19 protein-coding genes and 3 pseudogenes are annotated in these 26,517 nt (G+C 71.1%); 16 read left to right on the top strand and 6 right to left on the bottom strand.

What is annotated here, in order from left to right; translation table 11 throughout:
• Positions 1-173: 173 nt before the first annotated feature.
• The 3 genes from ACF1BE_RS33740 to ACF1BE_RS33730 all read left to right on the top strand — a co-directional run bounded on the left by ACF1BE_RS33740 (position 174) and on the right by ACF1BE_RS33730 (position 3,540).
• Entirely contained in the window at positions 174-653 is a 480-nt protein-coding gene (locus ACF1BE_RS33740) for an NUDIX domain-containing protein (protein WP_392202808.1), read from the top strand.
• A 54-nt stretch (positions 654-707) separates the two neighbouring features.
• Entirely contained in the window at positions 708-1,544 is an 837-nt protein-coding gene (locus ACF1BE_RS33735; RefSeq protein ID WP_392202807.1) for a 3-hydroxybutyrate dehydrogenase, read from the top strand.
• 76 nt (positions 1,545-1,620) lie between these two features.
• Positions 1,621-3,540, top strand: coding sequence for a helix-turn-helix domain-containing protein (locus ACF1BE_RS33730; RefSeq protein WP_392202806.1), 1,920 nt, complete (start codon positions 1,621-1,623; stop codon positions 3,538-3,540).
• Positions 3,541-3,590: 50 nt separating this feature from the next.
• Here ACF1BE_RS33730 and ACF1BE_RS33725 read toward each other — a convergent pair whose 3' ends face one another.
• A complete protein-coding gene (locus ACF1BE_RS33725) occupies positions 3,591-4,973 on the bottom strand; it encodes an MFS transporter (protein ID WP_392202805.1) in 1,383 nt (460 codons plus the stop codon).
• Positions 4,974-5,466: 493 nt separating this feature from the next.
• Between ACF1BE_RS33725 and ACF1BE_RS33720 the strand changes: the two genes are divergently transcribed.
• The gene (locus ACF1BE_RS33720) at positions 5,467-5,991 is read left to right on the top strand and encodes a peptidylprolyl isomerase (RefSeq protein ID WP_392202804.1); all 525 of its coding nucleotides are present in this window, start codon (positions 5,467-5,469) and stop codon (positions 5,989-5,991) included.
• 208 nt (positions 5,992-6,199) lie between these two features.
• Here ACF1BE_RS33720 and ACF1BE_RS33715 read toward each other — a convergent pair whose 3' ends face one another.
• Positions 6,200-6,583, bottom strand: coding sequence for a hypothetical protein (locus ACF1BE_RS33715; protein ID WP_392202803.1), 384 nt, complete (start codon positions 6,581-6,583; stop codon positions 6,200-6,202).
• Between the two features lie 251 nt (positions 6,584-6,834).
• On the opposite strand from ACF1BE_RS33715, the gene ACF1BE_RS33710 reads away from it, so the two are divergent.
• Positions 6,835-7,044 carry a DUF6243 family protein gene (locus ACF1BE_RS33710; RefSeq protein WP_392202802.1) on the top strand — a complete coding sequence of 70 codons (210 nt, stop codon included), beginning with the start codon at positions 6,835-6,837 and terminating at the stop codon, positions 7,042-7,044.
• A 122-nt stretch (positions 7,045-7,166) separates the two neighbouring features.
• Here the strand turns inward: ACF1BE_RS33710 and ACF1BE_RS33705 are convergent, their stop codons facing one another.
• Entirely contained in the window at positions 7,167-7,289 is a 123-nt protein-coding gene (locus tag ACF1BE_RS33705) for a hypothetical protein (protein ID WP_392202801.1), read from the bottom strand.
• A gap of 152 nt (positions 7,290-7,441) precedes the next feature.
• On the opposite strand from ACF1BE_RS33705, the pseudogene ACF1BE_RS33700 reads away from it, so the two are divergent.
• Positions 7,442-10,478, top strand: a pseudogene (locus ACF1BE_RS33700) (Tn3 family transposase).
• A gap of 50 nt (positions 10,479-10,528) precedes the next feature.
• Here ACF1BE_RS33700 and ACF1BE_RS33695 read toward each other — a convergent pair.
• Entirely contained in the window at positions 10,529-10,933 is a 405-nt protein-coding gene (locus tag ACF1BE_RS33695) for a MerR family transcriptional regulator (RefSeq protein ID WP_392202800.1), read from the bottom strand.
• A 59-nt stretch (positions 10,934-10,992) separates the two neighbouring features.
• Here ACF1BE_RS33695 and ACF1BE_RS33690 point away from each other — a divergent pair, with 59 nt between their 5' ends.
• The 5 genes and pseudogenes from ACF1BE_RS33690 (at position 10,993) to ACF1BE_RS33670 (ending at position 16,706) form a co-directional block, all read left to right on the top strand.
• Positions 10,993-12,201, top strand: a complete 1,209-nt coding sequence (locus tag ACF1BE_RS33690; RefSeq protein WP_392202799.1) for an MFS transporter — start codon at positions 10,993-10,995, stop codon at positions 12,199-12,201.
• A 35-nt stretch (positions 12,202-12,236) separates the two neighbouring features.
• Entirely contained in the window at positions 12,237-13,031 is a 795-nt protein-coding gene (locus ACF1BE_RS33685; RefSeq protein WP_392202798.1) for an alpha/beta fold hydrolase, read from the top strand.
• A 215-nt stretch (positions 13,032-13,246) separates the two neighbouring features.
• Complete coding sequence (locus tag ACF1BE_RS33680; RefSeq protein ID WP_392202797.1) at positions 13,247-13,801, top strand: recombinase family protein; 555 nt, start codon at positions 13,247-13,249, stop codon at positions 13,799-13,801.
• A 69-nt stretch (positions 13,802-13,870) separates the two neighbouring features.
• Positions 13,871-14,791: pseudogene (locus ACF1BE_RS33675) on the top strand (FAD-dependent oxidoreductase); the annotation flags it as partial.
• 730 nt (positions 14,792-15,521) lie between these two features.
• Entirely contained in the window at positions 15,522-16,706 is a 1,185-nt protein-coding gene (locus tag ACF1BE_RS33670; RefSeq protein WP_392202796.1) for a type III polyketide synthase, read from the top strand.
• 144 nt (positions 16,707-16,850) lie between these two features.
• Here the strand turns inward: ACF1BE_RS33670 and ACF1BE_RS33665 are convergent, their stop codons facing one another.
• A complete protein-coding gene (locus ACF1BE_RS33665) occupies positions 16,851-19,013 on the bottom strand; it encodes a SpoIIE family protein phosphatase (protein ID WP_392202795.1) in 2,163 nt (720 codons plus the stop codon).
• A gap of 347 nt (positions 19,014-19,360) precedes the next feature.
• Positions 19,361-19,639: pseudogene (locus tag ACF1BE_RS33660) on the bottom strand (rhamnogalacturonan lyase); the annotation flags it as partial.
• A gap of 756 nt (positions 19,640-20,395) precedes the next feature.
• On the opposite strand from ACF1BE_RS33660, the gene ACF1BE_RS33655 reads away from it, so the two are divergent.
• The 5 genes from ACF1BE_RS33655 (at position 20,396) to ACF1BE_RS33635 (ending at position 26,506) form a co-directional block, all read left to right on the top strand.
• A complete protein-coding gene (locus ACF1BE_RS33655; RefSeq protein WP_392202816.1) occupies positions 20,396-21,310 on the top strand; it encodes a cyclase family protein in 915 nt (304 codons plus the stop codon).
• Positions 21,311-21,416: 106 nt separating this feature from the next.
• Complete coding sequence (locus ACF1BE_RS33650) at positions 21,417-23,003, top strand: GMC oxidoreductase (RefSeq protein ID WP_392202794.1); 1,587 nt, start codon at positions 21,417-21,419, stop codon at positions 23,001-23,003.
• 164 nt (positions 23,004-23,167) lie between these two features.
• On the top strand, positions 23,168-24,007 hold the full coding sequence (locus ACF1BE_RS33645) for an SDR family oxidoreductase (RefSeq protein WP_392202793.1): 840 nt from the start codon (positions 23,168-23,170) through the stop codon (positions 24,005-24,007).
• Positions 24,008-24,041: 34 nt separating this feature from the next.
• Complete coding sequence (locus ACF1BE_RS33640; RefSeq protein WP_392202792.1) at positions 24,042-25,469, top strand: cytochrome ubiquinol oxidase subunit I; 1,428 nt, start codon at positions 24,042-24,044, stop codon at positions 25,467-25,469.
• Entirely contained in the window at positions 25,466-26,506 is a 1,041-nt protein-coding gene (locus ACF1BE_RS33635; RefSeq protein WP_392202791.1) for a cytochrome d ubiquinol oxidase subunit II, read from the top strand. The genes ACF1BE_RS33640 and ACF1BE_RS33635 overlap by 4 nt, the downstream gene beginning before the upstream one ends.
• Positions 26,507-26,517: the final 11 nt, after the last annotated feature.

Genomic DNA, 26,517 nt, shown 5'->3' with positions numbered 1-26,517 from the left:
GGCACTCGCCGAACGGCCGCCGTACGACCACGACCGCCGGACACCGGCCGTACGGACCGTTACCAGGACCGCAGGTACGCCCCGGGGAGCGGGCAGGAGTGGCGGTGAGCGGGCAGGAGTGACCGGGGACGGGGGACCGGCCCCGCTGGGGTCGGCCCCACTAGGGTCGGATCATGGCTACTCCTGATTTCATCCGCACCCTACGGGCCTCCGCCGGTCAGCAACTGCTCTGGCTGCCCGGGGTCAGCGCGATCGTCTTCGACGACGAGGGCCGCGTGCTGCTCGGCCGGCGGACCGACACGCGCAAGTGGTCGGTGATCGGAGGCATCCCGGAGCCGGGTGAGCAGCCCGCCGCCTGTGCCGTGCGCGAGGTCTTCGAGGAGACGGCGGTGCACTGCGTCGCCGAACGGGTCGTGCTGGTCCAGGCACTGGAACCGGTCACCTACCCCAACGGCGACACCTGCCAGTACATGGACATCACCATTCGCTGCCGGGCGGTGGGCGGAGAGGCCCGCGTCAACGACGACGAGTCGCTGGACGTCGGCTGGTTCTCCGTGGACGCACTGCCCCCGCTCGACGAGTTCGGGCTCTTCCGGATCAAGCAGGCCATGTCCGACGCGCCCACATGGTTCGACCCTACGACTGTCGGTTGAAGTATGGGGCGTCGCCACATGTGGTGACCGTTGGGTTCCGCTTAGGGTCGGCACATGACCTCGCCCACCCCCCTGCCCGGCCCCGGCCCTCGTGTCCAGCCCCTCGCCCTCGACCTCGGCGGCCGTACCGCTCTGGTCACCGGTGCCGCCAGCGGCATCGGCCGCGCCTGCGCGCTGCGGCTCGCCGCCGCCGGGGCCGAGGTGCGCGCCGTCGACCGGGACGCCGCCGGCCTGGCCGAGCTGGCCGCACAGGCGGAACGGGCCGCCGGGCAGCGGGCCGGCGGCCTCGCGGGAACCGTCGTACCGCGGGTCGTGGACCTCACCGACCTGGACGCAGCCGAACGCGCCGCCGCCGGAACCGATGTGCTGGTCAACAACGCCGGGCTGCAACTCGTGCGCCCGATCGAGGAGTTCCCGCCCGAGGTGTTCCACACGGTGCTGACCGTGATGCTGGAGGCACCGTTCCGCCTCATCCGCGGCGCCCTCCCGCACATGTACGCGCAGGGCTGGGGCCGGGTCGTCAACGTGTCCTCCGTCCATGGTCTGCGTGCCTCGGCCTTCAAGTCCGCCTATGTGGCCGCCAAACATGGCCTAGAAGGACTGTCCAAGACGGCCGCGCTGGAAGGCGCTGCCCACGGAGTGACCTCCAACTGTGTCAATCCGGCCTATGTGCGCACCCCACTGGTCGAGAAGCAGATCGCCGACCAGGCCCAGGCGCACGGCATCCCCGAGGAGCGCGTGCTGTCCGAGGTCCTGCTGAAGGACAGCGCGGTACAGCGGCTCATCGAACCCGAAGAGGTCGCCGAGGCGGTGGCCTACCTGTGCAGCCCCCAGGCGTCCTTCGTCACCGGTACCTCCCTCGTCCTGGACGGCGGGTGGACAGCCCACTAACCAGCCCGGCCGCACCGGATCCGGCAGTTGTCCACAGGGCTGCCGGGCCGGGCGGCCGATACGGAATCCTGTGACCATGTCCCGCGAACACCTCCAGCCGGCACCCAGCGGCAGCGCCGAGGTCCCGTACCTCGACCTGCTGGCCCGCGACGCCTCCGCGGAGGCCTACGAGCAGCCCGTGCTGCTCGCCCGAGCCGAGGGCGAGCCGGCCGGCCGGATCGCCGCGCTCGAAGAGGCCAGACTGCTCGCCCTGCGCGTGCGCGCGGAACTGGAAGGGCGCCGGCGCCGCGAGGCGGAGCTGTCCGCGCTGTTCGAGACCGCCCACGACCTCGCCGGTCTCCGCGACCTGGACGCCGTCCTCCAGGCGATCGTGCAGCGCGCCCGCTCCCTGCTCGGCACCGACATCGCCTACCTGAGCCTCAACGACCCGGCACGCGGCGACACCTACATGCGGGTCACGGAGGGCTCCGTCTCCGCCCGCTTCCAGCAGCTGCGCCTCGGCATGGGGGAGGGGCTCGGCGGACTCGTCGCCCAGACCGCGCGGCCGTACGTCACCGACGACTACTTCCAGGACGACCGGTTCCAGCACACCCTCGCCATCGACGGCGGCGTCCGCGACGAGGGCCTGGTCGCCATCCTCGGCGTCCCCCTCATGCTGGGCCCGCACGTGATCGGTGTCCTCTTCGCCGCGGACCGGCGGGCCCGCATCTTCGAACGCGGGCAGATCGCCCTGCTCGGCTCCTTCGCCGCGCTCGCGGCAGCGGCCATCGACACCGCCAACCTGCTCACCGAGACCCGCTCGGCCCTGGCCGGGCTGGAGCGCGCCAACGAGATCATCCGGGACCGCAGCGCCGTCATAGAACGCGCCTCCGACGTGCACGACCGGCTCGCCGAACTCGTCCTGCGCGGCGGCGGGGTCCACGACGTGGCCGCGGCCGTCTCCCAGGTCCTCGACGGCACCGTGGAGTTCACCGAGGCGCAGACGGCACCGGCCGCGGCCCTGGAAGCATCCCGCGCCGAGGGCCACGCCGTACGGCACGGCAGCGACTGGATCGCCGCGGTGGCCGCCGGCGGCGAACTCCTCGGCGCGCTGGTCCTGCGCGGTCACCCCGGACTGGACCCGGTCGACCAACGCACCCTGGAACGGGCCGCGATGGTCACCTCGCTGCTCCTGCTCGCCCGCCGTTCCGCCGCCGAGGCCGAACAACGCGTGCGCGGCGAGCTGCTCGACGATCTGCTGGACGCGCGCGACCGGGACCCGCGCCTGCTGCGCGAACGCGCCAGCCGCCTCCACGCCGACCTCGACGCCACCCACGTCGTCCTCGCCGCCCGGCTCGACGGCCCGGCGGCCGACGCCGACGAGGAGGCCGCGGCACGTCGCCGGCTGTGGTCCGCCGCCTCCCACCTCGCCGCCACCCGGCACGGTCTGGCCGCCGCCCGTGACGGCGGCACCGTCCTGCTGATGCCCCTCGGCACCGGCGACACCGCCACCGAGGTCGCCCGCCGTGCCGCCCGCCAGCTGGGCACGGCCGTCCACCAGCCCGTCACGGTCGGTGCCTCGGCACCCGTCACCGCCCTCACCGCGCACCCCGAGACGGTGGCGGCCGCCTACGCCGAGGGCCGCCGCTGCCTGGACGCGCTGCACCTGCTGGGCCGGGCCGGTGACGGCGCGGCGGCCGAGGACTTCGGCTTCCTCGGCCTCCTCCTCGCGGGCGAACGGGACATCGCCGGCTTCGTCGACCGCACCATCGGCCCGGTGGTCTCGTACGACAGACGGCGCGGCACGGAACTGCTGCGCACCCTGGAGGCGTACTTCGCCGGCGGGACGAGCCCGGCCCGCACCAAGGACGCGCTGCACGTCCACGTGAACACGGTGGCGCAGCGGCTGGAGCGCGTGGGCCGCCTGCTCGGCGCGGACTGGCAGACCCCGGCCCGCGCCCTGGAAATCCAACTGGCGCTGAGACTGCACCGGTTGGCCACGCCGGGGCGGCCCTGACCGGCCTCCTCACGGAAGCCGGCCGGAGCCGTCCCGGGACGCCGTCCCGGTCAGACGGTAGGGGCCTGCGCGGCCGAGGCGGCCTTCGGAGCCTCCCCGCCCACACTCGCACCCTCGGCCTCCGTGAGGTCGCGGTGGCGTGTCTCCCGGGAGAGGGCCACCGCGACCAGGGTCAGTACGGCGGCGGCGATCACGTACAGGGCGATCGGAGTGGAACTGTCGTAGTCGGAGAGCAGCGCGGTCGCGATGAGGGGGGCCGGCGCACCGGCGGCGACCGAGGCGAACTGGGCGCCGATGGACGCACCCGAGTAACGCATCCGGGTGGCGAACATCTCGGCGAAGAACGCGGCCTGCGGTGCGTACATGGCCCCGTGCAGCACGAGTCCGACGGTCACGGCCAGCACCAGGTACCCGAACGACCCGGTGTCCACGAGTGCGAAGAACGGGAACGCCCACAGGCCGACACCGGCCGCGCCGAACAGGTAGACGGGCCGCCGTCCCACCCGGTCCGACAGCGCGCCCCAGGCCGGGATGACGGCGAAGTGCACGGCGGAGGCGACGAGTACGGCGTTGAGCGCGGTCTGCTTCGAGACGCCGGCCGAGGTGGTGGCGTAGACGAGGATGAACGCGGTGATGACGTAGTAGCTGATGTTCTCCGCCATCCGCGCACCCATCGCCACGAGCACGTCCCGCCAGTGGTGGCGCAGCACGGCGACGAGCGGCAGCGTCTCCGTCCCGCCGTCCTTCCGGGCCTCGGCCCGCTCCAGTGCCTGCTTGAAGACGGGGGATTCGTCGACAGACAACCGGATCCACAGACCGACGACGACGAGCACGCCGGAGAGCAGGAACGGGATGCGCCAGCCCCAGGTGCCGAAGGCGTCGTCGGACAGCACGGCGGTCAGCAGTGACAGCACACCGGTGGCCAGCAGCTGCCCCGCCGGGGCACCGGTCTGCGGCCACGAGGCCCAGAAACCGCGCCGCCGCGCGTCCCCGTGCTCCGACACCAGCAGCACGGCGCCGCCCCACTCACCACCGAGCGCGAACCCCTGTACCAGCCTCAGCGCGGTGAGCAGCACGGGCGCGGCGCTGCCGACGGTCGCGTGGGTCGGCAGCAGCCCGATGGCGAACGTCGCCCCGCCCATCAGCACCAGACTGAGCACCAGCAGCTTCTTCCGGCCCAGCCGGTCACCGTAGTGCCCGAACACGAGCGCCCCCAGCGGACGCGCCGCGAACCCGACGGCGTACGTCAGGAACGACAACAGCGTCCCGACCAGCGGATCGGAGTCCGGGAAGAACACCTTGTTGAACACCAGCGCGGCGGCGGATCCGTAGAGAAAGAAGTCGTACCACTCGATGGTGGTGCCGATGAGGGACGCGGCGACGATGCGCTTGAGACTGGACGGAGCTGGTGGAGCGGTTGCGGGCGACGACATCGGCACCACTTCCTGGGGTGTGACGGGGACGTTTGCGTGTCGCCACACCGTAGGAATCCGCAGGTCAGACGCACATGTGGCGGGGCAACATAGTTCGGGGGTCGGCTATGCGTGCGGCCACCATGCCGGCTCGTGGAAAGACGGTTCAGGGAACCGATGGTGGTCGAAACGGGTGCCGTCCGGGACGCGTAGTTCAGGGTGCATTTGGCTTGGGGGTGGGTTCTCGCTCGCCGGGCCGCGCTTTAGGCTGCGACCGCTCCGGAGTCTGGTGATCATTTGGAGGGTGTGCAGGATGAACCGAGCTCTCATGACCGCATTGGCGGCAGCAGCGTTGGTCGTGTCCGGGGGCAGCACCACCGCCTCCGCTCACGATGCCCCGCCGCGAACCACGCACGGTCCTTGCCAGTACACCCGGACCCCGGACGAGCCGGCGGCGCGGTGGGTTCCCCTGCCGCCCGACCCGCGGCACACCCCCAGTCACGGCACGGTCGGTATGGCTGTCCGGACCAGCCAGGGCCCGCTCCCACTGAGTCTGGACCGGGCGAAGGCGCCGTGCACGGTCCAGAGCTTCGTGCACCTGGCGCGGCACCGATTCTACGACCGTACGGTGTGCCATCGGCTGACGGCGTATCCGACGCTGAAGGTCCTGCAGTGTGGCGACCCGACCGGCACCGGCGAGGGTGGGCCGGGTTACGAGTACAAGGACGAGCTGCCGGTGGACCTGCCGCCGGCACCGAGCGATCCGACCGGCGTCCGTCGCCTTTACGGGCGCGGTTTGCTGGCGATGGCCAACGCCGGGCCGAACACGAACGGTTCGCAGTTCTTCGTCGTCTACGGCGACTCCGCGCTGCGACCCAACTACACGGTGTTCGGCACCGTCGGTGCAGCCGGCCTGAAGACGCTCGACAAGATCGCTGCTGGTGGTATCGAGCCGACTACGCAGGACCCGGCGCCCCTCGACGGCACGCCCGTGCTGCGGACCGAGCTGCACAACGTCCGGCCGTCGTGGCGGCCCTGATGAACTACGGTGCCGTCACCGTGGGTCCAGCGTGTCTGGTCTCACGGTGACGTGAAGGAGCCGTTGCCGACGTCCGCGCTGGGAGTTGGTTCACATGTAGGCCAGGCCGCCGCCGTTCGAGTCGATGACCACTTGCCCTCCTAGGATCTTCGTGGTGCGACTTCTGGGAGTGGAATAGGGTGCGGGCCCTACGCCGCCGAGGACTGGTTCATGTGGCCGGCACGGCGGCGCCCGCTGCGGCGCGAGCGTGGTTCGGCGAAACGCGGAGGACGTCGTACGGCGAGCGCCGAGCGGCGGGTCGCGGGCCGCCTCCGTTCGCGACGTCGTGCAGGACCGGTGGCGCGATCAGGCCTCGGCCACCGGCGTCACGGCCCGCGACGAATGTGTCAGGAGGTCTTCCGAAGCCGCCGAGGCGGCCGATACCCGCATCGACGTCGAGCTGACGGTTCAGGACGGCACGCTGGACGTCTGGCTCGGCCTCGACAGGGTGGACGTCCGGGCGGCTTGCGACGATTTCGCCCGCCTGCTGCCGCACACCCTCCCGTACACCGACGGCCTGGTCGGTGACGACCATGTACTGCTGCGCCTGCACGGCGATCTCGATACAGATCCCCTTCATCCCTTGGCCGCCGCAGGCATGGATGCCTGGGCCCGGCCGACGCCGGGACGGCGAAAACTTGGTATGCGGAGCCGACGGGACCAGGTAACGTCTTGCTCATGTTCTTCCAGACGCCGATTTACGAGTGAGAGCGTGATGGGCTCCTGCTGACGTCCTTCGACGTCGCCGTGTCCGTCCCCCACCGATGAATCCGTAGATCACTTCACAACATTCCGGGAGAACCCGTGAGCAAGAACATCAACAACCCCGTGGGCATGGGCGGCGGCCAGCGCAAGAAGCTGTCCCGCGCCGAACGGCGAAACAACGGTCCGCACCGCAACCTCGACCGCCAGGGTGCCGCCGACCAGAAGACGGAGCTGGTGCGCAAGATGCGCGAGAAGGCAGGCACAGCCGAGGGCGCCGGGCAGACGGGCGACAACACCGCACAGAGCTGACGCACCGCCACCGCAGGGCGGCACCGCACGGAGCAGGGCCCGGACCGCGACACGTGGTCCGGGCCCTGCTGACGTACCGGGCGCGGCCTGCCCCGCTCAGCTCTCGGCCGAGCACCCGTGTCTCAGCCGACCAACCGGGGCAGCCGCAGATCCAGGAGCCACGTCACCGCCACCACCCCGAGCTGCACCAGCAGCGACGCCACCAGCGCGTTCCCCGCGCCCAGCCGTGACGGCCCCAGCTTCAAGGGCGCCTATATCGGCCTCGGGGAACATCGGTACAGCGGTTAACGCTAAGCCGGTGCTCATGGTCCCTACCACAGGCCCGGCGGCAAGGTTCGGTAGAAGATCCCTGAGCGGCTGCAGGCGCCGATAGCGTCGCGTTCATGCCAGTAAGTTCCTGACCGATGAGCAGGCGGCGTCGTACGGCAAATTCAACGAGGAGCCGACCCGGCCGGAGTTGGAGCGGTTCTTTTTCTTGGACGACGAGGATCGCAAGCTGATCGCGAAGCGGCGTGGGGACCACAGTCGGCTCGGGTTCGCTCTCCGGATGTGCACCGTGCGTTACATCGGCCGGTTCCTCCCGGACGACCCGCTGGACGTGCCGTGGGTCGTGGTCGAGCACCTGGCCGCGCAGCTCGGCATCGAGGATGTCTCGTGCGGTGAAGCGGTACACCGAGCGCAAGCCGACGGCGTACGAGCACGCATGGGAGATCCGGGACGCCTACGAGTACCGCGAGTACGAGGACGCGGAGTGGTCGCGCCGGTTCCGTACCTTCCTGCACGGGCGGGCGTGGACGCACGCCGAAGGGCCGGTGGCGCTGTTCAACCAGGCGGTGGGCTGGCTGCGCCGTCACCGGGTACTGCTGCCCGGGGTGAGCGTGCTGGCCCGGCAGGTGTCGGAGGCCAGGAAGGTCGCCGAGAAGCGGCTGCACGCCACGGTCGCAGGAGCCGCCCGCCGCGCCGACCCGGCGCTGCCCGGCGAGTCGGTGGCGACGCTCAAGACGCCGGAGGGCTCGCGGTTCTCGGAGCTGGAGCGGCTGCGCCGGCCGCCGACGCGGACGACCGGGACGGCGTTCGCCCGCGCGCTGGAACGCGTGGACGAGATCGGCGCGTACCGGCTGGGGCGGCTGAGGCTGTCGCAGATCCCGCCGAACCGGATGGCGGCGCTGGCCCGGTACGCGCTGGGGTCGAAGGCGCCGCTGCTGGAGCGGGCGGCGGAGCCGAAGCGCACGGCGATGCTCACCGCGGTGATGCGGCACCTGGAGGCGAAGGCGATCGACGAGGCCCTGGACCTGTTCCAGGTCCTCATGGCCACCCGGCTGCTGAACACGGCGAAGCGGAAGACGGAGAAGGAACGGCTGTCGACGCTGCCGCAGCTGGAGAAGGCGTCGCGCACGCTCGCGCGGGCGGCGAAGGTGCTGTTCGAAGAACTGGAGCTGGTCGAGGAGCACGGCGGATCTGGACGTGGCCGCGCTGTGGGTGGCTCTGGAGGAGGTCGCCCCACGCGCCGCCGTGATGAGCGCCGCGGCCACCGTGGTGACCCTGGTGCCTGAGGACGAGAACACGACCGACGTCGCGATGCGGGCCGCGCTGGCGACCCGGTACGCCACGGTGCGCCCGTTCCTCGCTCTGCTGGGCGAGTCGAAGGCGCTGGACGCGGCGAGCGCCGGGAAGCGGGTCCTGGCCGGGGTGCGCGGGCTGCCGGCGCTGGCGCGACGCAAGGTGGGGGTCAAGCCTCTGCTGCCGCCCGAGGTGGACGACAAGCTCGTGCCGCCCGCGTGGCGCAAGGCGGTGTACGCCAACCCCGACCTGCCGCAGGGCGCGGTGGACCGGGACGCGTACGTGGTGTGCGTGCTGGAGCAGCTGCACCGGGCCCTGAACAACCGCGACGTCTTCGCCTCGCCCTCACACCGCTGGTCCAACCCGCGGGCCCGCCTGGGACGCGGTCGAGGAGGACGTGCTGCGCGGCCTGGACGCCGGATGGAAGCAGCTCGCCGAACGACTGGAAGAGGCGGGGCCAGCGGCGAAGGTCTCCATCGAGGTGCAGGACGACGGGCGAGTGAAGCTGAACGTCGACAAGCTCGGCGCGCTCGGCGAGCCGAAGTCCCTGACCTGGCTGCGCAAGCGGGTCGAGAAGATGCTCCCGAAGTTCGACCTGCCGGACCTGCTGTTCGAGGTTCACGCCTGGACCGGCTTCCTCAACGCCTTCGTCCATCTCGGCGACGGCACCACCCGGATGAAGGACCTGTCCACCTCGGTGGTCGCGCTGCTGGTGTCGGAGGCGTGCAGCATCGGTCTGGCGCCGGTGGCAGATCCCGGCTACGAGGCACTGACCCGGGCCCGGCTCGTGCACGTCGACCAGTACTACCTACGGGCTGACACGATCGCCGCGGCTGATCGAGGCCCAGGCCGCCGTGCCCATCGTGAAGTTCTGGGGCGAGGGGCTGCTTGCCTCGGTGGATGGGCTGCGGTTCGTCGTCCCTGTGCGGACCGTGAGCGCGGCGCCGTCGCCGAAGTACTTCGGCTTCAAGCGGGGCATCACCTGGCTCAACGCGGTCAATGACCAGGTCGCAGGCATCGGGCAGATGGTGGTATCGGGCACCCCGCGCGACTCCCTGCACATCCTGGACGCGCTGCTGAACCTGGACGGCGGGGTGAAGCCGGAGATGGTGGCCACGGACAACGCCTCATACTCCGACATGGTGTTTGGCCTGTTCAAGATTCTCGGCTACAACTTCAGTCCGCGGTTCCGCGACCTGGACGACCAGCGGTTCTGGCGGGCCACCATGCCCGGCGTCGAGACGGGCACGTACGGCGCGGTGGAGGACCTGGCGCGCAACCGCGTGAACCTGCACAAGGTGATCACGCACTGGCCGGACATGCTGAAGGTCGCCGGTTCCCTGGTCACCAACCAGGTCCGCGCCTACGACCCACTGCGCATGTTCGGGCGTGAGGGGCGCCCGACTCCGCTGGGTGCGGCGTTCGCCGAGTACGGGCGGATCGCCAGGACCGAGCACCTGCTGCGTGTGGTCGACCCGGTCGACGACACCTACCGGCGGCGGATGAACCGGCAGCTCACCGTGCAGGAATCCCGCCACAAGCCGGCCCGGGACGTGTGCCACGGCAAACGCGGCACCATCCACCAGGCGTACCGCGACGGGATGGAGGACCAACTCGGCGCGCTCGGCCTGGTCCTCAACGCCATCGTGCTCTGGACCACCCGCTACATCGACGCCGCCGTCGCCCAGCTGAAGGCCGAGGGCCACGAGATCCGTGACGAGGACATCGCCCGGCTCTCCCCGCTCAAGCACCGCAACCTGAACCTGCTCGGCCGCTACAGCTTCACCGCCAGCGTCCCAGCCGCCGGCGCCCTGCGTCCGCTGCGCGACCCGGATGCGCCCGAGCTGGACGAGGACGAAGAGGGCGAGGAGTGAGCACGAGGGCGCTGCGTCCCGGTCGGCGCTCAACCTGATGCGTACCTACATCATGGTTGGCATCGACCCGCTGGCTGGGGAGGCTGGACCGCTTGCCCAGAGTTGGCCGGGCCAGCGGCGAGGACCGTGTCGAGTATGCCTCGCGACGTCTGCAGGTCCTTGATCGCGTGGGTGATGCGCTCGCGCTCGCGGCGTAGCTCCGCCACCACGTCGGAGCACACCGGCGCGAGGGCCGAGCCGTCATCACGGACGCACGGGAGGACCTGGGCGATGGTTGTGGTCGGAAGTCCGGCGGCGAGCAGGGTGCGGATGCGCCGGACGGTGTCCACGTCCGTGTCGGTGTAGACCCGATAGCCGCTCGGCAGCCTCGTCGGCGCCAGCAGGCCCTGCTCCTCGTAGTAGCGCAGCAGCCGCTCGCTGACCCCGGTCCGGCGGACCATCTCCCCGATGCGCATGTGATCTGCACCTCACCGCATTGACTCTCACAGCGATGTGAGACTTTAGCGTTCCGGTCATGAATACCAGCACCGCGCCCCTGGAGACCGAGACCACCGTCCCCTCAGTACGGCACTGCGGCGCCGCCCTGGCGGTCCTGACCGCCTGTGTATTCGTCGTGGGCACTGCCGAGTGGGTCATGGTCGGGCTGCTGCCGGAGCTGTCGGCCGACTGGCACCGTCCGCTGCCGACGGTAGGTTCCTTGGTGACGTGGTACGCCCTGGTCGTCACGGTCGCCGGGCCGCTGGTGACGGTGGGGATGCTGCGGCTGGCGCGGCGCCACGCACTGCTGGTGCTGCTGGGCGTGTTCGTCGCCGGCAACCTCGCCGCGGCCCTGGCAGGCAGCTTCAACGCCCTGGTGGCGGCCCGGATGCTGACCGCGCTCACCCACAGCACCGCCTTCGCCACGGCGATGGTGATCGCCGTGGCCATGATGCCGGCGGCCCGCCGTGGGCGCGCCATCGCCGTCGTGACGGCCGGCTGGAATCTGGCAACGGTCCTCGGTGCACCGCTGGGCACCTGGATCGGTGACCACTACGGCTGGCGCATCACCTTCTGGGCCATCACGGCTCTCGCCGCTCTCGTCCTTTGCAGCGTGACTGTGCTCGTCAAGCCACCCGCTCTGCGCGAAATCCCTCGCCCTCTGGACGAGGTGCGGGGCCTGCTCCGGCCCCGGGTAGGACTGGTGCTGACGATCATCGCGGTCGCCCAGGCCGCGCTGTTCACCGCCTACACCTACATCGCGCCTCTCCTGCAGCAGGTCAGCGACTTCACCGCGTCCGCCGTCACCACCCTGCTCGCTCTGTTCGGGCTGGGCGCGGTAGCCGGCAATGTCCTCGGCGGCCGCCTGGCCGACCGCGCCCCGTGGGCCGGACTGTGCTCGCTGCTGGTCGCCCTGGCCGGTGTGCTCGCCGCCTTTAGCTTCACCAGCCGCATCCAGTGGACGTCGGCCTTCACCGTGCTCGTCCTCGGTGTGGTTGCCGCCGCCCTCATCCCACTGCTGCAGGAGAGGGCTCTGGCCGCCGCACCCGCAGCGCCCACCCTGGTCACCGCGATCAGCGCCTCCGCGTTCAACCTCGGCGTCGCCGGCGGCTCCCAGCTCGGCGGATATGCCCTCACGACCGGCCTGTCCCTCACCGATCTTCCCTGGACCGGCGCCCTGCTCGCCGCTGGCGCCGTGCTCATCGCGGCCGTCACTGCCCAGAACCATCACACCCGCCAGCAGTGATCACCTACTGCCGTACATCCGAAGGAGACACGAAGATGTCCGTTCCCCTGCCCGCCTCCAGGCTCGGCCGCATTGTCCGCGGCACCGGCCCCGGTCTGCTTCTCGCCCACGGCGCCGGCGGCGGCATCGACGCCAACTACGGCCCCATCATGGACACCCTGACCGCCGAGCACACCGTGATCGGCCCGGACTATCCCGGCAGCGGCCGCACCGAACGCTCCGAAGAACCACTCACCCTCGACGGCCTCGCCGACGAACTGGTCGCCACCGCCGTCGAAGAAGGCATGAACACCTTTGCCATTGCCGGGTACTCGCTGGGCAGTCCGGTCGCCATCCGGGCCGCGACCCGCCACCCCGACCGCGTCACCGCCCTGGTCCTCACCGCCGGCTTCGCCCATCCCAACCCGCGCTTCCTGCTCGCTGCCAAGCTGTGGCGTGACCTACTCCGCGCCGGGGATCTGGAGCAGCTGGCCGCCTACGTCTCATTGATCGGTCTCAGCGCACCTGCTCTGGAGGCCATCGGTCAGGACGACCTCGACACCGCCCTCAGGACCACCGCAGCCACCATCCCGCCCGGCACGCCGGAGCACATCGACCTGATCATCGACCACGTCGATGTCCGCGCCGACCTCGCCACGCTGACCGTGCCGACCCTCGTCATCTCCACCACGCTCGACCAGCTCGTCACCCCGCAGCACCACCGGCAGCTCGCCGATGCCATCCCGGGAGCACGCTACGCCGAGGTCGCAGCCGGCCACCTGCCGTTCGTCGAGCAGCCTGCAGAATGGGGCGTCCTCATCCGCGACTTCCTTCGCGACTGTCACACCTGACGGCCGCCGGGCAGCCTGCCGGCGACCTCCTCGGTGACGTCGTCGGCAGGCTGGCTGTCCTCAAAGGATCGTTTGACGACAGGCCGCCGGAGCGTCCGATGAACCCGTGCAATCGGCGGGTTCGAGGCGGCGCGAATCCAATCAGATCCGATGGCGATTGCTGACAGGCGTTGACGACAGATAGGGACCATTCCTCCATACGGAAGAGGCCCTCGGTGGCGAACCTGGTCTACAAGCGGGTCTCGACGGACCAGCAGTCCACCGCCCGGCAGAACCTCGTCCTGGACGAGGCTGGCATCGAGGACCCGATCGTCTTCGAGGAGGATGGCGGCACCTCGAGCCGCCTCCACCCGCTCCAGCGCCCGAAGTTCCGCGAGCTGCTGACCTACGCACGGCCAGGTGACACCGTGCACATCTCCGAGATGTTCCGCCTCGTCCGCGGCACCGGCCACATCCTCGACGTACTCGACGTCCTCCACCGCGACCGCCTCGCCCTGCGCATCCACGACGGCGCCTTCTCCGCCATGGCCCTCACCGCCCGCCACCCCCGCACCGGCGAGCTGCTGTCCACCGTGAAGTTCATGGTGCGGACCCTCGCCGCCGCCGGCGAACTCCAGCGCGACCTCCGGCGCGAGCTGACCTACGACGGACTGCGCGCCGCCGAGACCAAGGGCAGCAAGGGGACGTCGCCCCGCCTTGGCGGCCGCGAAGACCGCCGACGTGCGCGCCGCGTACCTGGAAGGCCGGTCCATCGCCGCCCTCGCCCGTGACCACGGCGTCAGCCGCGGTGCGATCCGCACGGCTGTCGCCGACCTTCTGCCCGACCGCATCGCCACCGAGAAGGTGCCGAGGCGGCACGCGTGGTGGACCGGGACGGCGCGGTGCTGCTCGACATCCCCGACGACGGCGGGGCGGGCCGCCCCGAGGTGCTCCGCGGCGACCTGCGCCGGATCCTGCTCGACTCCCTGCCCGACGGATCGGTCCAGTGGGGACACAAGGTCACCGGTGTCCGGTCCCTCGGCGAAGGCCGACACGAACTGACTTTCGCCGACGGCTCGACCGTCACCAGCGGTCTTCTCGTCGGTGCCGACGGAGCGTGGTCGAAGGTCAGGCCGCTGCTCTCCGACGCCGAGCCGGAATACGTGGGCACGACGTTCGTCGAGACCTACCTCTACGACGTCGACAGGCGGCACCCGGCGACGGCCGAGGTCGTGGGCAGGGGCGCCATGTACGCACTCGCTCCGGGAAGGGGGATCGTCGCGCACCGCGAGGCGGGGGACGTCCTTCACACCTACGTCGAGCTGAACCGCTCGGCCGACTGGATCGCCGGCATCGACTTCACCGACGCCGCCGCGGCGAGCGCACGGATCGCGGCCGAGTTCGACGGGTGGGCTCCGCACCTCACCGCGCTGATCACCGACGGCGAGACCGCTCCGGTCGCGCGCATGATCCACACGCTGCCGGACGGACATCGGTGGGACCACGTGCCAGGGGTGACGCTCCTCGGTGACGCCGCCCACCTGATGCCGCCGTCCGGTGACGGCGCGAACCTGGCGATGTTCGACGGTGCCGAGCTCGGCAAGGCGATCGCCGCCCACGCCGACGACGTCGAAGCGGCACTCACCGCCTACGAAGAGGCCCTGTTCCCGCGCAGTGAGACCTTCTACGCGGACGCGCGCGAAATACTGGACCTCTGCCTCGGCGACCGCGCGCCCTTCGGCTTCATCGACTTCTTCGGTGGTGACCGGCAAACGCGGTAGCGGCGGGCTTCGGTCCAGGGGCGCGCCTGCAAGCCGCTCGGGTCGTCCGCAGGGGCGGAGGGGGCCGCCAGGGTCGGGACGCTCGCCTTGGAGGGGGTGCGGGGTGCCATCACTGCGCATCCGACACGCATCCGACAAGCAGCTCCGGACCACCGGCCGACCCCGTTGCCGGTTGTGAGTCGGCACGTTCGGATGCCGCTGTCGGTTCGGTGCCGGCTTCCCGCCCGAGTGTGCGGTGGGACGGCAGGTCTCGGCCCGGATCGGACGACTCGTCATACCGTTCGGCGGTGGTGCCGATGAGGCTCGCGGCGACCGATGTGGGGGAGTGTCGTCCGGGACGCGTAGTTCGCTCCGGTGTGGTGGCGCGGGGCTGGCCCCCGTGCCGCTTCGGTGCTGACGAGGCCGTCTGCTGCGACTGAGCGCAGGCCGGCGCCCTTTGGCCCTGGTGCCGACCCCCCGGTGCCGGGCGGCCGTTTCTGACTGGCGGTGAGTCAGGCGGTTCGTGCCGATTCGCTACGAAGATACCTGTCTCGGTGATGTGTGCCGTATCACTCCTCTAGAGGTCGTCCAAGTTGTCTTAGTCACAGCGGATATGTCCCTTTGGCGTCCATGCTGGGCGGGGACGGCGGCTCCCGAAGTGGAGCCCCTCGGCATGGGCGGGAGCTTCCGAAGTGGCCCATGCCGCAGCTCCCGTGACGTTCCCCTCGCTACCCCTGGAAAGGTGCCCCTCATGGCCGCTTACCTCTGTCCTCCTGCCGTGATACACGGCGAGCACGCCGTGGAGACCAGCCAGATCGTGGCGGAGGTGCGCGACCGGCACCCGCACGCGGCGTGGGCTCCGCGGATCGACGGCATCGCGGCCGGCACGGGCATCGAGACCCGTGGGTGGATGCTGCCGCTGGAGACCGCCGTCGCGCCCGGTGACGGCAGCGGCCTGCGGGCCGTCGGCATCGGGCCGGCCCAAGAGGCGCTGGCCCGCGACGGGTTCACCGAGCAGGACGCGCACCGCGTGATCGCCGCCCTGGAGGCGATACCCGCGCCGCAGACCGTCCAGGAACGCACCGCGCCGGCCTGGGAGGCCGTGCAGTCCTACGGGGAGCGTGCGGCGCGCGGGGCCCTGCAGATCGCGGGGCTGGACGCCGCAGACGTCGACTGCCTGATCACCAGTCACTCCACCACCCCGGCGCTGCCGGGACTGGACATCGCCCTCGCCAACAGGCTCCCGCTCCGCAAGGACGTGATGCTGCTGCCGGCCACGCAGTGGGCCTGTGTCGCGGGCACCCGTTCCCTGGCCCTGGCGGCGGATCTGGTGGCCGCGGACCCCGACCGGGTCGTCCTGGTCGTGATCGCGGAGGCGTTGAGCACGACCTACCAGCCCGCGGACGACACGCTCGAGTCCCTGATCGTCCGGCTGCTGTTCGCGGACACCGCGGTCGCCGCGGTGGTCACGGGCCGCCCCAGGCGCGAGTCGGTGCTGCGGCTGGACGCCGCCTGGCACCACACCCTGCCCGGCACCCAGGACCTGCACCGCCTGGACACACGGGCGGACGGCACCCACTTCGTGATGGACCGGCGCGGGCCGCGCGCCGTACAGGAGACGGTCACCGCGATGTGGGAGTGGCTGCGCCTCCGTTACCGGGACGACCCCGACTCCTGGCACCCCGACGTGCTGCTCGCGCACCCCGGTGGGACCCGGGTACTGGAGTACATGGAGCAGACGATGCCCGAAGCGTGGCCGTCGGGGCTGCTGGACTACAGCCGGGACAGCTACACCAGCGGCAACCGCGGAGGCGCCGCCGTGTTCGACATCCTCAGGCGGGCGCACGACGCCGGGCAGAAGCCGGGCGATCGCGCCGTAGTGTACGCGGCGGCACCTGGCCTCACCGCCACCGCCCTGGAAGGGGCGTGGGTGTAGGGCGAGCCCACGCCACCCGTACCGGCGAGGGGAGCGCCCGCGTCACCGGCCACGCCACCGGTAGCGCCGAGGGCGTCGGCCGTACCGTCGGTGGCGCGACGCCGCCGCCCTCGCCGCGCTCCGGGACGCCGCCCCCGCCCCGCGTCACCTTGCGACTTCCGCCCAGACCACCTTGCCGGTGTCCGTCCACCGCACCCCCCACCGGCTGGTGAGCCTGTGCACGACGTGCAGGCCACGCCCGCCGTCGTCGAGGAGGCCGCCCCGGCTCAGACGCGGCCTGCCGTTGCCGGTGTCGCCCACCTCGCACAGCAGACCGTGACCGGTTCTGATCAGCCGTACCGTGATGGGTCCGGTGGCGAAGCGCACCGCGTTCGTGACCAGCTCGTCGATCAGCAGCGGCACGTCGTCCCGGGTGTCGTCCCTGGCCTGCCATCGCCGCAGCAGAGCGGAGACGTACGCGCGGGCACGGGCGGGCGCGTCGTCGCGGGCCGGTAGCCGCCAGGTGACGGTGTCCCCCTTGCGGTAGCCGATCATGCGCGCGAACAGCAGGGTCACGTCGTCGCGCCGGCACACGGGCGTCAACGAGGAGACGACGTGCCGTGCGGCCTGCTGCAAGGCGTCCCAGGGGTGCACCGTGGACACGGCATCCGCGAGTCTGCCGATGCCCTCGTCGATCGACAGGGCCGGATCCTCCACCAGGCCGTCGGTGTAGAGGGCGAGCAGGGAGCCCGGGGGTGTGTCGAACGTGTGCACGTCGAACGGCTCCCGCAGCGCGAACTCCGCGCCCAGTCCGGGGTGGGGGCGGACGGCGAGCGGGCCCGCCTGTCCGTTCGCGAGCACCAGGATCGGGGGGAGGTGGCCGGCGCTGGAGAGAGCCACGCGGTGGCTGACCGGATCGTAGAGGGCGATGCAGCAGGTGGAGCCGAGGGCGCTGTAGCCGGCCGCCAGCCCGGACTCCGCGTCGTCCAGCAGCGTCACGGTCTCGTCCAGGTGCTCCAGCACCTCGTCGGGTGCCAGCCCCGCGGACAGCAGCGCACGGGCCTCCATGCTCAGCTGGCCCATGGTCGCCGCGGCTCCCAGGCCGTGGCCGACGACGTCACCGACCACCAGCGCGGTACGGCCGTCCGGCAGCGGGAAGCTGTTCACCCAGTCGCCGCCGACGCCCGCGCTGTCGGGGGTGGCGGGCTGGTAGACACTGGCGATCTCGACGGTGTCGCCGCCGGTCCGCGGGAGCAGCCGGCGCTGCAACGCCAGCACCTGCGTGTGCTCGCGCTGGTGCTGACGGGCCAGGTCGACGTGGTGGGCGGTCCTGGCCACCAGTTCCTGGAGGTCCAACAGCTCGCTGTCACGGAAGGGGCGGTCCGTCCGCCGCCAGACCTCCGCCACGCCCAGTACGACGGGCGGTGCGCCGTCCAGGACCAGCGGTATGCAGGCCACGCTCGCCGACCGGTCACCGGGAACCAGGGCACGGATCACCCGCGGACTGCCGAGTACCCGTTCCACCGTCTTCCGGTCGGGTATGACGATCGCCTGCGGGGCGTCGTCCCGGCGCACCGCCTGCGCCAGCAGGCGACTCGCGTCGCTCGGGAGGTCGTCGCCCGGAGTCACGTAACCCTCGGGCCACGCCCGGTCCGGCACCAGGGCCGCCCGCCGTAGCCGGATACGCCCTTGCGCCCGCTCGGTGACTCCCTCGCCCGTCCACACGGCGAAGTCGAGGTCGACGGCGGCCACGTCTCCCCAAGCCAGCAGGGACTCCGCCAGCGACTGCGCGGTCTCGCCGATGTCCAGCGAGGTGCCGATCGCGGTCTCGGCGGCGTACAGATGCAGCCTCCGCGCCATGGCGATCAGGGAGACGGTCAAGCCCTCCTGAGGCGCCGCTGCGGGCAGGATGCTCATCGAGACCACCAGCTCCGACCCGTCGCCGCGCCGCAGGCGCTGGATCCGGGCCACGTGCGCCTCGCCGATCTCCAGGACCTGCCGCAACCGCCGTGTGACCGTCGGTACGTCTCCGGGAGGCAGGAGATCGAGGAAATAGCTGCCGGCCACGGCGCCCAGACCCGCGAACACGGGGGCGTCCAGATTGCAGCGGGTGATCCTCAGATCCCGGTCCAGGTTGACCGCGCCGAGAATCTGGTCCTGACGGTCGGCTGCCGGGCTGTCGGGTACGCGTGGTCGGGCGCTCCGGTCGTCCTGCGCCTCGGCGGGCCCGCCCGCCGATGACGCTCCGCCGCGCGGGATGTAGCGCCCCAGAGCGCCGCTGACCAGTTCGAACGGCGAGGAGGACGAGGGGGAGGGTGTGGAGTCCATGCGGCTCTCTCGGCAATCCCCGGCGCACCGCCGGGACCGTACTCGGACCCGTGCGACGGGGCCCCGAGATCCCTCACCGCACACCTCATTGAATAACACCGGTGGCCGCTTCGCCCACACCGACCGGACGGCGCGATCCGCACCGACGGTGAGGCGATTCTTCCGGCGGACAGTACGCGTGAGTGAACGGGAAGGGTCAGGGTTCCCTGAGGACAGCCGGGCCACGCCCCCGGTCCGTGCGGGTACCGGGGGGGCGTGGCGTGTACTCGGGCCGGTCCGGTACGAGCGGCCCAGCCGGTGTGGGGGTGCGCCGAACGGTGGAGGCGCCCGCCGTCCCTTCAGGGTGTGGAAAGGAAGTTGATGCCGGACGGCTTGCGGCTCGCGACCACCGTCCCCTTCGGGTCGCGCACGCCGCTCTGCGCCGCCGACCAGGACTCGGCGCCCGCGCTGCCCGCCCAGACGTCCCCGGAGACACCCCGGCCGTTGTCACCGTTCGCGGGCGTGGACCAGAAGATCTGGCCGGTCCTCGCGTCGGCCATCCAGGAGGAGGGCTTGGCGGAGTCCTCGTCGACCTTGAACTCCTCCAGCCCCGGCCGGGACGGGTCGAGGTCGCCGACGTGCATGGCATGCCGTCCTTGCCGCCGCCTCGTGGGCGCCGTCCGGACATGCGGGGCCTGCCGCCGGGTGTTGCCATGAGGAGAGGGAGTGCCACCCGCGTTCCGGCGCTCGCCGGCGCATCGCCCCCGGCCGGCACGCGAGGAAGGAGCAGTGCCGTGACACGGTCGGCTCCGTCCGCCGCCCCGCTGCCCGCATGCAGCAGGGAGAGGCCGTCGGTATCGCCGTCGCCGTCCCCCCGCCGCCGCCCACCGGGGCGACGGGCGCGATGTTCACCGCCGGCGGCCCGCTGCTCCGCACGGCGCGGGCGTGCGGAGCGGGCGCCGTGATCACGGTGCTGCCGTGCAAGCAAGCGGCGTACGCGCTCTGTCTCGGCGGCCCGCGAGACGGCGCGGTCTCCCCGCGCTGTCCTCGTCGCTGCGGCGGGCTTCCCGCCCGCCCCGCCTCTGCGTCGTACCCGGCACGTCATCGGGCATGGCAGCGGCGACGGCCACCGCGCCGCGGCTCCCGTTCGCAGGGTGCTGCCGGTCGTGCTCGGCGGTGCCGCGGTGACCCCTGTGACGGCCCTCACCGCCGTGGTCGGCTCCGGAACCGGCGAACTGCTGCCGCCCGGGCGCGCCGTACCACCGGTGGGCAGGCCGGCCGCCCCACCGGACACCCGGTCCGATGACAGCCCCGAGTGCCGGCCGGGGCGGACACGCACGCTGGAGTTCCTGATGACGTCACACCCACCGCCCAGGTCGCCGCGCTCCACGGCACCGGAGCCCATGTCCGAGGCGGCCTTCCGCGACCTGTACCGCCGACTGCGGGCACAGGCCCAGGGCGGCGGAGGCCACCGGCGCGGGGCGCTGGACCGGCTCACGCCAGAGCGAGTGATGGCGGCCGTGGCCGAGGTCCGGAGCGGACGTACCGTGTCGCTGGCCGCACCCGTCGAGACCCGGTCGGCTCCGGACAGCCCGGAGCCGGCGACCCATCGCATGACCGCACCGGCGCGCGGGGAGACGGGTGGGCACGGACTGCGTTTCGCCCGGGACCGGTTCGCCATGAACGTGCACGGCGACGTCGACAGCCACCTCGACGCGCTCTGCCACGTGATCTTCGACGGCGAGCTGTACGGCGGGGTACCGGCGAGCACGGTGACGCCCGAGGGCGCCGGCACGCTCACGCTCGACCTGGTCAGCGACGGCATCGTCGGGCGCGGTGTCCTCCTGGACATCCCGCGCCTGCACGCGGTGCCGTGGCTCGAACCGGGGGAGCAGGTGACCGCCGAGGACCTCGCCGCGGCCGAGACCGCGCAGCGGGCGAGGGTGGGACCGGGCGATCTGCTGTTCGTCCGGGTGGGGCACCGGCTGCGGCGCCGGACCCTCGGCGCCTGGGACGTGACCGAGGCGAGGGTGGGACTGCACCCGACGGCCATGAGTTTCCCGGCCGGACGGCAGGTGGCCGCCCTGGGATCGGACAGCAACAGCGACTGTGCGCCGAGCGCCGTGGCCGAGGTCCCGTTTCCCGTGCACGTGCTGGCCGTCAACGCCGTGGGGCTGCATCTGCTCGACTACCTGGACTTCGAGGAACTGGCCAGGGTGTGCGAGCAGCGGGGCCGCTGGTACTTCCTGTGCGTGATCGCCCCGTTGCGGCTTCCGGCGGCCACCGGCTCCCCGGTGAACCCGATCGCGGTCGTGTGACCGGGCCGGCGCGCCCCCGCTCCAGGTGCCGCACGACCGGACTCCGCGTACGTTCGAAGAGGGGAGGACGGCAACAACCAGACATCCGCACGAGCGAGGACGGTGGTTGCTTGTGGACGCCCTGCCCCCTTACGACGTCATCGTCATCGGTACCGGCGCCGGCGGCGGCACACTGGCACACCACCTCGCCCCGTCGGGCAAACGCGTGCTCGTCCTCGAACGCGGCGACTACCTGCCACGCGAACGCGACAACTGGGACTCCACGGCCGTCTTCGTCAAGGCCAAGTACCGGGCTCCGGAGTTCTGGCTGGACCAGCACGGCAACGAGTTCCCGCCCGAGGTGAACTACTACGTCGGCGGCAACACCAAGTTCTACGGCGCCGCGCTGTTCCGGTTGCGCCCCGAGGACTTCGGCGAACTGCGCCACTACGACGGCATGTCTCCTGCCTGGCCGATCGGTTACGACGACCTGGAGCCGTACTACACCCAGGCGGAACACCTCTATCTGGTGCACGGCCGGCACGGCGAGGACCCCTGGGAAGGGCCGAGCAGTGCGCAGTACGCCTGTCCGCCGGTAGAACACGAGCCCCGCATCGAGCAGTTGAGCCTCGACCTGGAGAAGCAGGGACTGCACCCCTTCCACCTGCCGATCGGGGTCGACCTCACCCAGGACGAGTCCGGCCGGGCCACCCGCTCCAGCGCCTGCATCCGCTGCAACCGGGTGGACGGCTTCCCGTGTCTGGTCCTCGCCAAGTCCGACGCCCAGGTGATCTGTGTCGAACCGGCCGTCCAGCACCCCAACGTCACGCTGGTGACCAACGCTCGCGTCACGCGACTGGAGACCGACCCCACCGGGCGCAGCGTCACCTCCGTCGTCGCCCAGCTCCCGGACGAGGAGGAGGCCCGGTTCTCGGCCGACATCGTGGTCGTGGCCTGCGGAGCCGTCAACTCCGCGGCGCTGCTGCTCGCTTCGGCCAACGACCGGCACCCGCGCGGACTGGCGAACAGCTCTGATGTGGTCGGCCGGCACTACATGCGCCACAACAACCTTGCGCTGATGGCCGTTTCGAAGGAGCCCAACGACACCCAGTTCCAGAAGACCCTCGCCCTGCACGACTGGTACCTGGGCGCGGACGACTGGGACTACCCGCTCGGCGGGATACAGATGCTCGGCAAGTCGGACACCGAGCAGATCCACGGTCAGGCCCCGCGCTGGGCCGGAACCGTGGCGCCGGACCTGCCCTTCGAAGTCCTGGCTCATCACGCCGTCGACTTCTGGCTGTGCGGAGAAGACCTGCCACAGCCGGACAACCGGGTGACCCTGGAGGACGACGGCCGTATCCGTCTCACCCTCGACGAGAACAACAACGTCGCCGGCCTCAAGCGCCTGCGGCACAAGCTTCAGCACATGCTCGGTCGTCTCGGCATGCACGAGCACCACCTGCTGTCCCGCAGCATCTACCTGCACAAGGGCATGCCGATCGGTGCCACCGCACACCAGGCCGGCACGGTGCGGTTCGGCACCGACCCGGCGTCCTCGGCGCTGGACGTCCACTGCAAGGCGCACGACGTGGACAACCTCTACGTCGTCGACACGAGTTTCTTCCCGAGCATCGGTGCGGTCAATCCGTCCCTGACGGCCATCGCGAACGCCCTTCGTGTGGGCGACCACCTGCTGGATCGGCTCCGCTGACCGACAGCCCGCGCCACGCCTCCGACCGGGCGTAGCCCCTCAGCCATGCAGCGCAACACCGGGCGCCGGACCGTGCGGACGTCCCGGCGATGTGTTCGTCTGACGATTGAACCCCTCCGGGCCCGGGCCGGCCGGCCCGGCACGTAGTGGAGGAGCGGGACAACGTGAGTTCCACCGAGGGCGCACCGCAGATCGCGATCCCCGCGCATCTGCTGAAGGGCCAGAAGGCACTGGTCACCGGCGCGAACTCCGGAATCGGCAAGGCGACCGCCGTCGCGCTGGGCCGCGCCGGGGCCGACGTCGTGGTGAACTACGTGGCCGGCCGCGAGGCGGCGGAGAAGGTGGCCGAGGAGATCACCGCCTCCGGGGTCCGGGCCGCCGCCTACGAGGCGGACGTGTCCGACGAGGACCAGGTCGTCGCCATGATGAACCGGATGGTCCAGGAATTCGGCACCATCGACATCCTCGTCGCCAACGCGGGACTCCAGCGCGACGCGCCGGCCACGGAGATGACCCGCGCCGAGTGGCAGAAGGTTCTGGACGTCAACCTCACCGGCCAGTTCCTCTGTGCCCGCGAGGCGGCCAAGGAGTTCCTGCGTCGCGGGGTCGTCCCGGAGGTGTCGCGCGCGGCCGGGAAGATCATCTGCATGAGCTCGGTGCACCAGATCATTCCCTGGACCGGTCACGTCAACTACGCGGCGTCGAAGGGCGGCGTACAGATGATGATGCAGACGCTGGCCCAGGAACTCGCCCCGAAACGGATCCGCGTGAACGCGGTCGCCCCCGGGGCCATCAAGACACCCATCAACCGGAGCGCCTGGGACACCCCGGAGGCGCAAGAGGATCTCATGCGGCTGATCCCCTACAAGCGGATCGGTGACTCCGACGACATCGCCAACGCCGTCGTCGCCCTCGCCTCCGATCTCATGGACTACGTCGTGGGGGCCACCCTGTACGTGGACGGCGGAATGACCCTCTTCCCCGGCTTCGCCACCGGCGGCTGACCCCCCACCAGCGTTCGTCCTCTGGAAAGGCCCCATGCACACGGTCCTGCTGCTGACGGGCGTGCCGGCGCAAACGCTTCCGGCCAGATCCATGATGGCCTTCACCCTCGCCTCCCACATCATCCTGGTGCCTCTGGGCGTCGCACTGCCGCTGATCACGCTCATCATGCACGGTTACGGTCTGCGCCGTGACGACGCGACCGCCCTGCTGCTGGCACGGCGGTGGTCGGCCGTCATGGCGGTCCAGTTCGCCATCGGAATCGTCACCGGTACCGTGCTCTCCTTCGAGTTCGGGTTGCTGTGGCCGGGCATGCTGGGCCGCTGGGGCGACGTGTTCGGCATCGGGTTCGGGGTCGAGGCCTGGGCTTTCTTCCTGGAAGCCGTTCTCATCGCCATCTATCTCTACGGCTGGCGACGGCTTCCCTCCCGGACCCACTTCCTGCTCGGTCTGCCCCTGCCCCTCGCGGGCCTGCTCGGCGCCTTCGGCATCCTGGCCGCCAACTCGTGGATGAACACCCCGCAAGGTTTTACCCTCGACTCCGCCGGCAACCCCGTCGACGTGAAGATCTGGAAAGCGGTCTTCACGCCCATGTTCGGCCCGCAGTTCTGGCACTTCGTCGTGGCGATGCTGGTGACGGCGGGCTATGTCGTGGCCGGCGTCTACGCGGTCGGATGGCTGCGCGGCCGCCGGGACCGCTACCACCGCCTCGGCTTCACGATCCCCTTCACGCTCGCCGCCGTGTTCACGCCCGTGCAGTTCGTGCTCGGCGATTCCATCGCCCGGCAGGTCTTCCACAAACAGCCGGTCAAGTTCGCCGCGATGGAGATCGTCTGGAAGACCGACACGCACCAGCCGGAATACCTCTTCGGCCGGCTGCACCCGAACGGCAGCATCTCCGGCGGCATCCGGATCCCCCAACTCGACTCGATCCTCGCCGGGTTCCGCCCGGACACCAAGGTGACCGGACTGACGTCCGTGTCCGCGAACGACCGGCCGACGGCCACTCAGGCCACCATCGCGCACTGGGCCTTCGACACCATGGTCGGGATCGGCTCCGCGCTGGTGCTGCTCGCGTTCTGGTACGCCGCACTCTGGCTGCTGCGCCGCAGGCTGCCCGGATCGCCCTGGTTCTTCCGGTGTGCGGCCGTGGCCGGGCTCGCCTCCGTCGTCGCCGTCGAATGCGGCTGGATCACCACCGAAGTCGGACGCCAGCCCTGGATCGTGTACCAGAACATGCGGGTCGCCGAAGCCGTGACAGCCACGCGCTCCAGCAGCCTGTGGATCATGTTCGCAGTGATCGTCGTCGTGTACCTCTTCGTCTTCGGATCGTTCCTCGTGGTCCTGCTGAAGATGCGGTCGCACTGGCGGCTCGCCGATCGGACGGGCGGACCGCCGGCACCCAAGGAGCCACCCGAGACGGACACACCGTACGGGCCGCGCTCCGCCGGGAGCCGGCTGTGATCGCCGGGGTCATCGCCGTCGTCCTGCTGCTCGCGATCGCCGCCTATGCCTGCGGTGGCGGCACCGACTACGGAGCCGGCTTCTGGGACCTGACGGCGGGCGGCGCGGAGCGGGGCAAACGTCCCCGATGGCTGATCGACCACGCGATGGCTCCCGTCTGGGAGGTCAACAACGTCTGGCTGATCTTCGTGCTCGTCATCATGTGGACGGGCTTCCCCGTCTTCTTCCAGCAGGTCTTCACCACGATGTGGCTGCCCCTGGCCCTGGCCGCCGTGGGCATCGTGCTGCGCGGCGCCGGCTTCGCCCTGCGCAAGCCCACGCGGCGGCTGGCCGGCCGGCGCCTGTACGGAGCGGTCTTCGCCGTCTCGTCGCTGCTGACACCGTTCTTCCTGGGAGCCTCGGCCGGGGGAGTGGCATCCGGCCGGGTGACCTCCACGACGACGGCGTCGACGGATGCCTGGGCCAATCCCACCTCCCTGTTGTTCGGTCTGCTCGCCATCGCCGCCACGGCATCGCTCGGCGCCGTCTTCCTCGCCGCGGACGCCCGGCGCTTCGACGCGCCGGACCTGGACGCCTACTTCCGCCGACGGGCCCTGGGCGCCCTGGGCGCCCTCGCCGTCCTGGCCGTGACCACGTTGATCGTCACCCATGGGGACGCGCCGCACGTGTGGCACGGGCTCACGCACGGCGTGGGGCTGGTCCTCGTCGTGGTGGCGGCGCTCGGCACTCTCGCCACCGCACGGTCGTTGACCCGTCGTTCCGGAGCCTGGTCGAGGGTCACGGCGGTCGGTGTCATCGCGTCGGCCGTCCTCGCCTGGGGCATGGCACAGCGCCCCTACCTCGTCCCGACCTCCCTGACCGTCGCCGACGGCGCGGGCGCGCACACCACACTGCGCTGGCTGGGCCTCGTCACCCTCGTCGCGGTCGTGCTCGTCATCCCCGCGGTCGCGTTCCTCTACTGGCTGGACACGCATGGCGAACTGGCGGAGCTCACCGACGCCGACCTGCGGCGCGCGGGTACCGGTGACGAGGGCTGACCACAGGGCGG

It is taken from the genome of Streptomyces sp. NPDC014991 (genome assembly GCF_043080665.1).
Taxonomy (GTDB): Bacteria; Actinomycetota; Actinomycetes; order Streptomycetales; family Streptomycetaceae; genus Streptomyces.
The sequence above is the reverse complement of the archived record's forward strand: the minus strand, read 5'-3'. Positions and strand labels throughout refer to the sequence as shown.

Coding starts and splice junctions, on each gene's coding strand:
- ACF1BE_RS33740 (WP_392202808.1), top strand. CDS start 174: ATGGCTACTCCTGATTTCATCCGCACCCTACGGGCCTCCGCCGGTCAG.
- ACF1BE_RS33735 (WP_392202807.1), top strand. CDS start 708: ATGACCTCGCCCACCCCCCTGCCCGGCCCCGGCCCTCGTGTCCAGCCC.
- ACF1BE_RS33730 (WP_392202806.1), top strand. CDS start 1,621: ATGTCCCGCGAACACCTCCAGCCGGCACCCAGCGGCAGCGCCGAGGTC.
- ACF1BE_RS33725 (WP_392202805.1), bottom strand. CDS start 4,973: ATGTCGTCGCCCGCAACCGCTCCACCAGCTCCGTCCAGTCTCAAGCGC.
- ACF1BE_RS33720 (WP_392202804.1), top strand. CDS start 5,467: ATGGCTGTCCGGACCAGCCAGGGCCCGCTCCCACTGAGTCTGGACCGG.
- ACF1BE_RS33695 (WP_392202800.1), bottom strand. CDS start 10,933: ATGCGCATCGGGGAGATGGTCCGCCGGACCGGGGTCAGCGAGCGGCTG.
- ACF1BE_RS33690 (WP_392202799.1), top strand. CDS start 10,993: ATGAATACCAGCACCGCGCCCCTGGAGACCGAGACCACCGTCCCCTCA.
- ACF1BE_RS33685 (WP_392202798.1), top strand. CDS start 12,237: ATGTCCGTTCCCCTGCCCGCCTCCAGGCTCGGCCGCATTGTCCGCGGC.
- ACF1BE_RS33670 (WP_392202796.1), top strand. CDS start 15,522: ATGGCCGCTTACCTCTGTCCTCCTGCCGTGATACACGGCGAGCACGCC.
- ACF1BE_RS33665 (WP_392202795.1), bottom strand. CDS start 19,013: ATGGACTCCACACCCTCCCCCTCGTCCTCCTCGCCGTTCGAACTGGTC.
- ACF1BE_RS33655 (WP_392202816.1), top strand. CDS start 20,396: ATGTCCGAGGCGGCCTTCCGCGACCTGTACCGCCGACTGCGGGCACAG.
- ACF1BE_RS33640 (WP_392202792.1), top strand. CDS start 24,042: ATGCACACGGTCCTGCTGCTGACGGGCGTGCCGGCGCAAACGCTTCCG.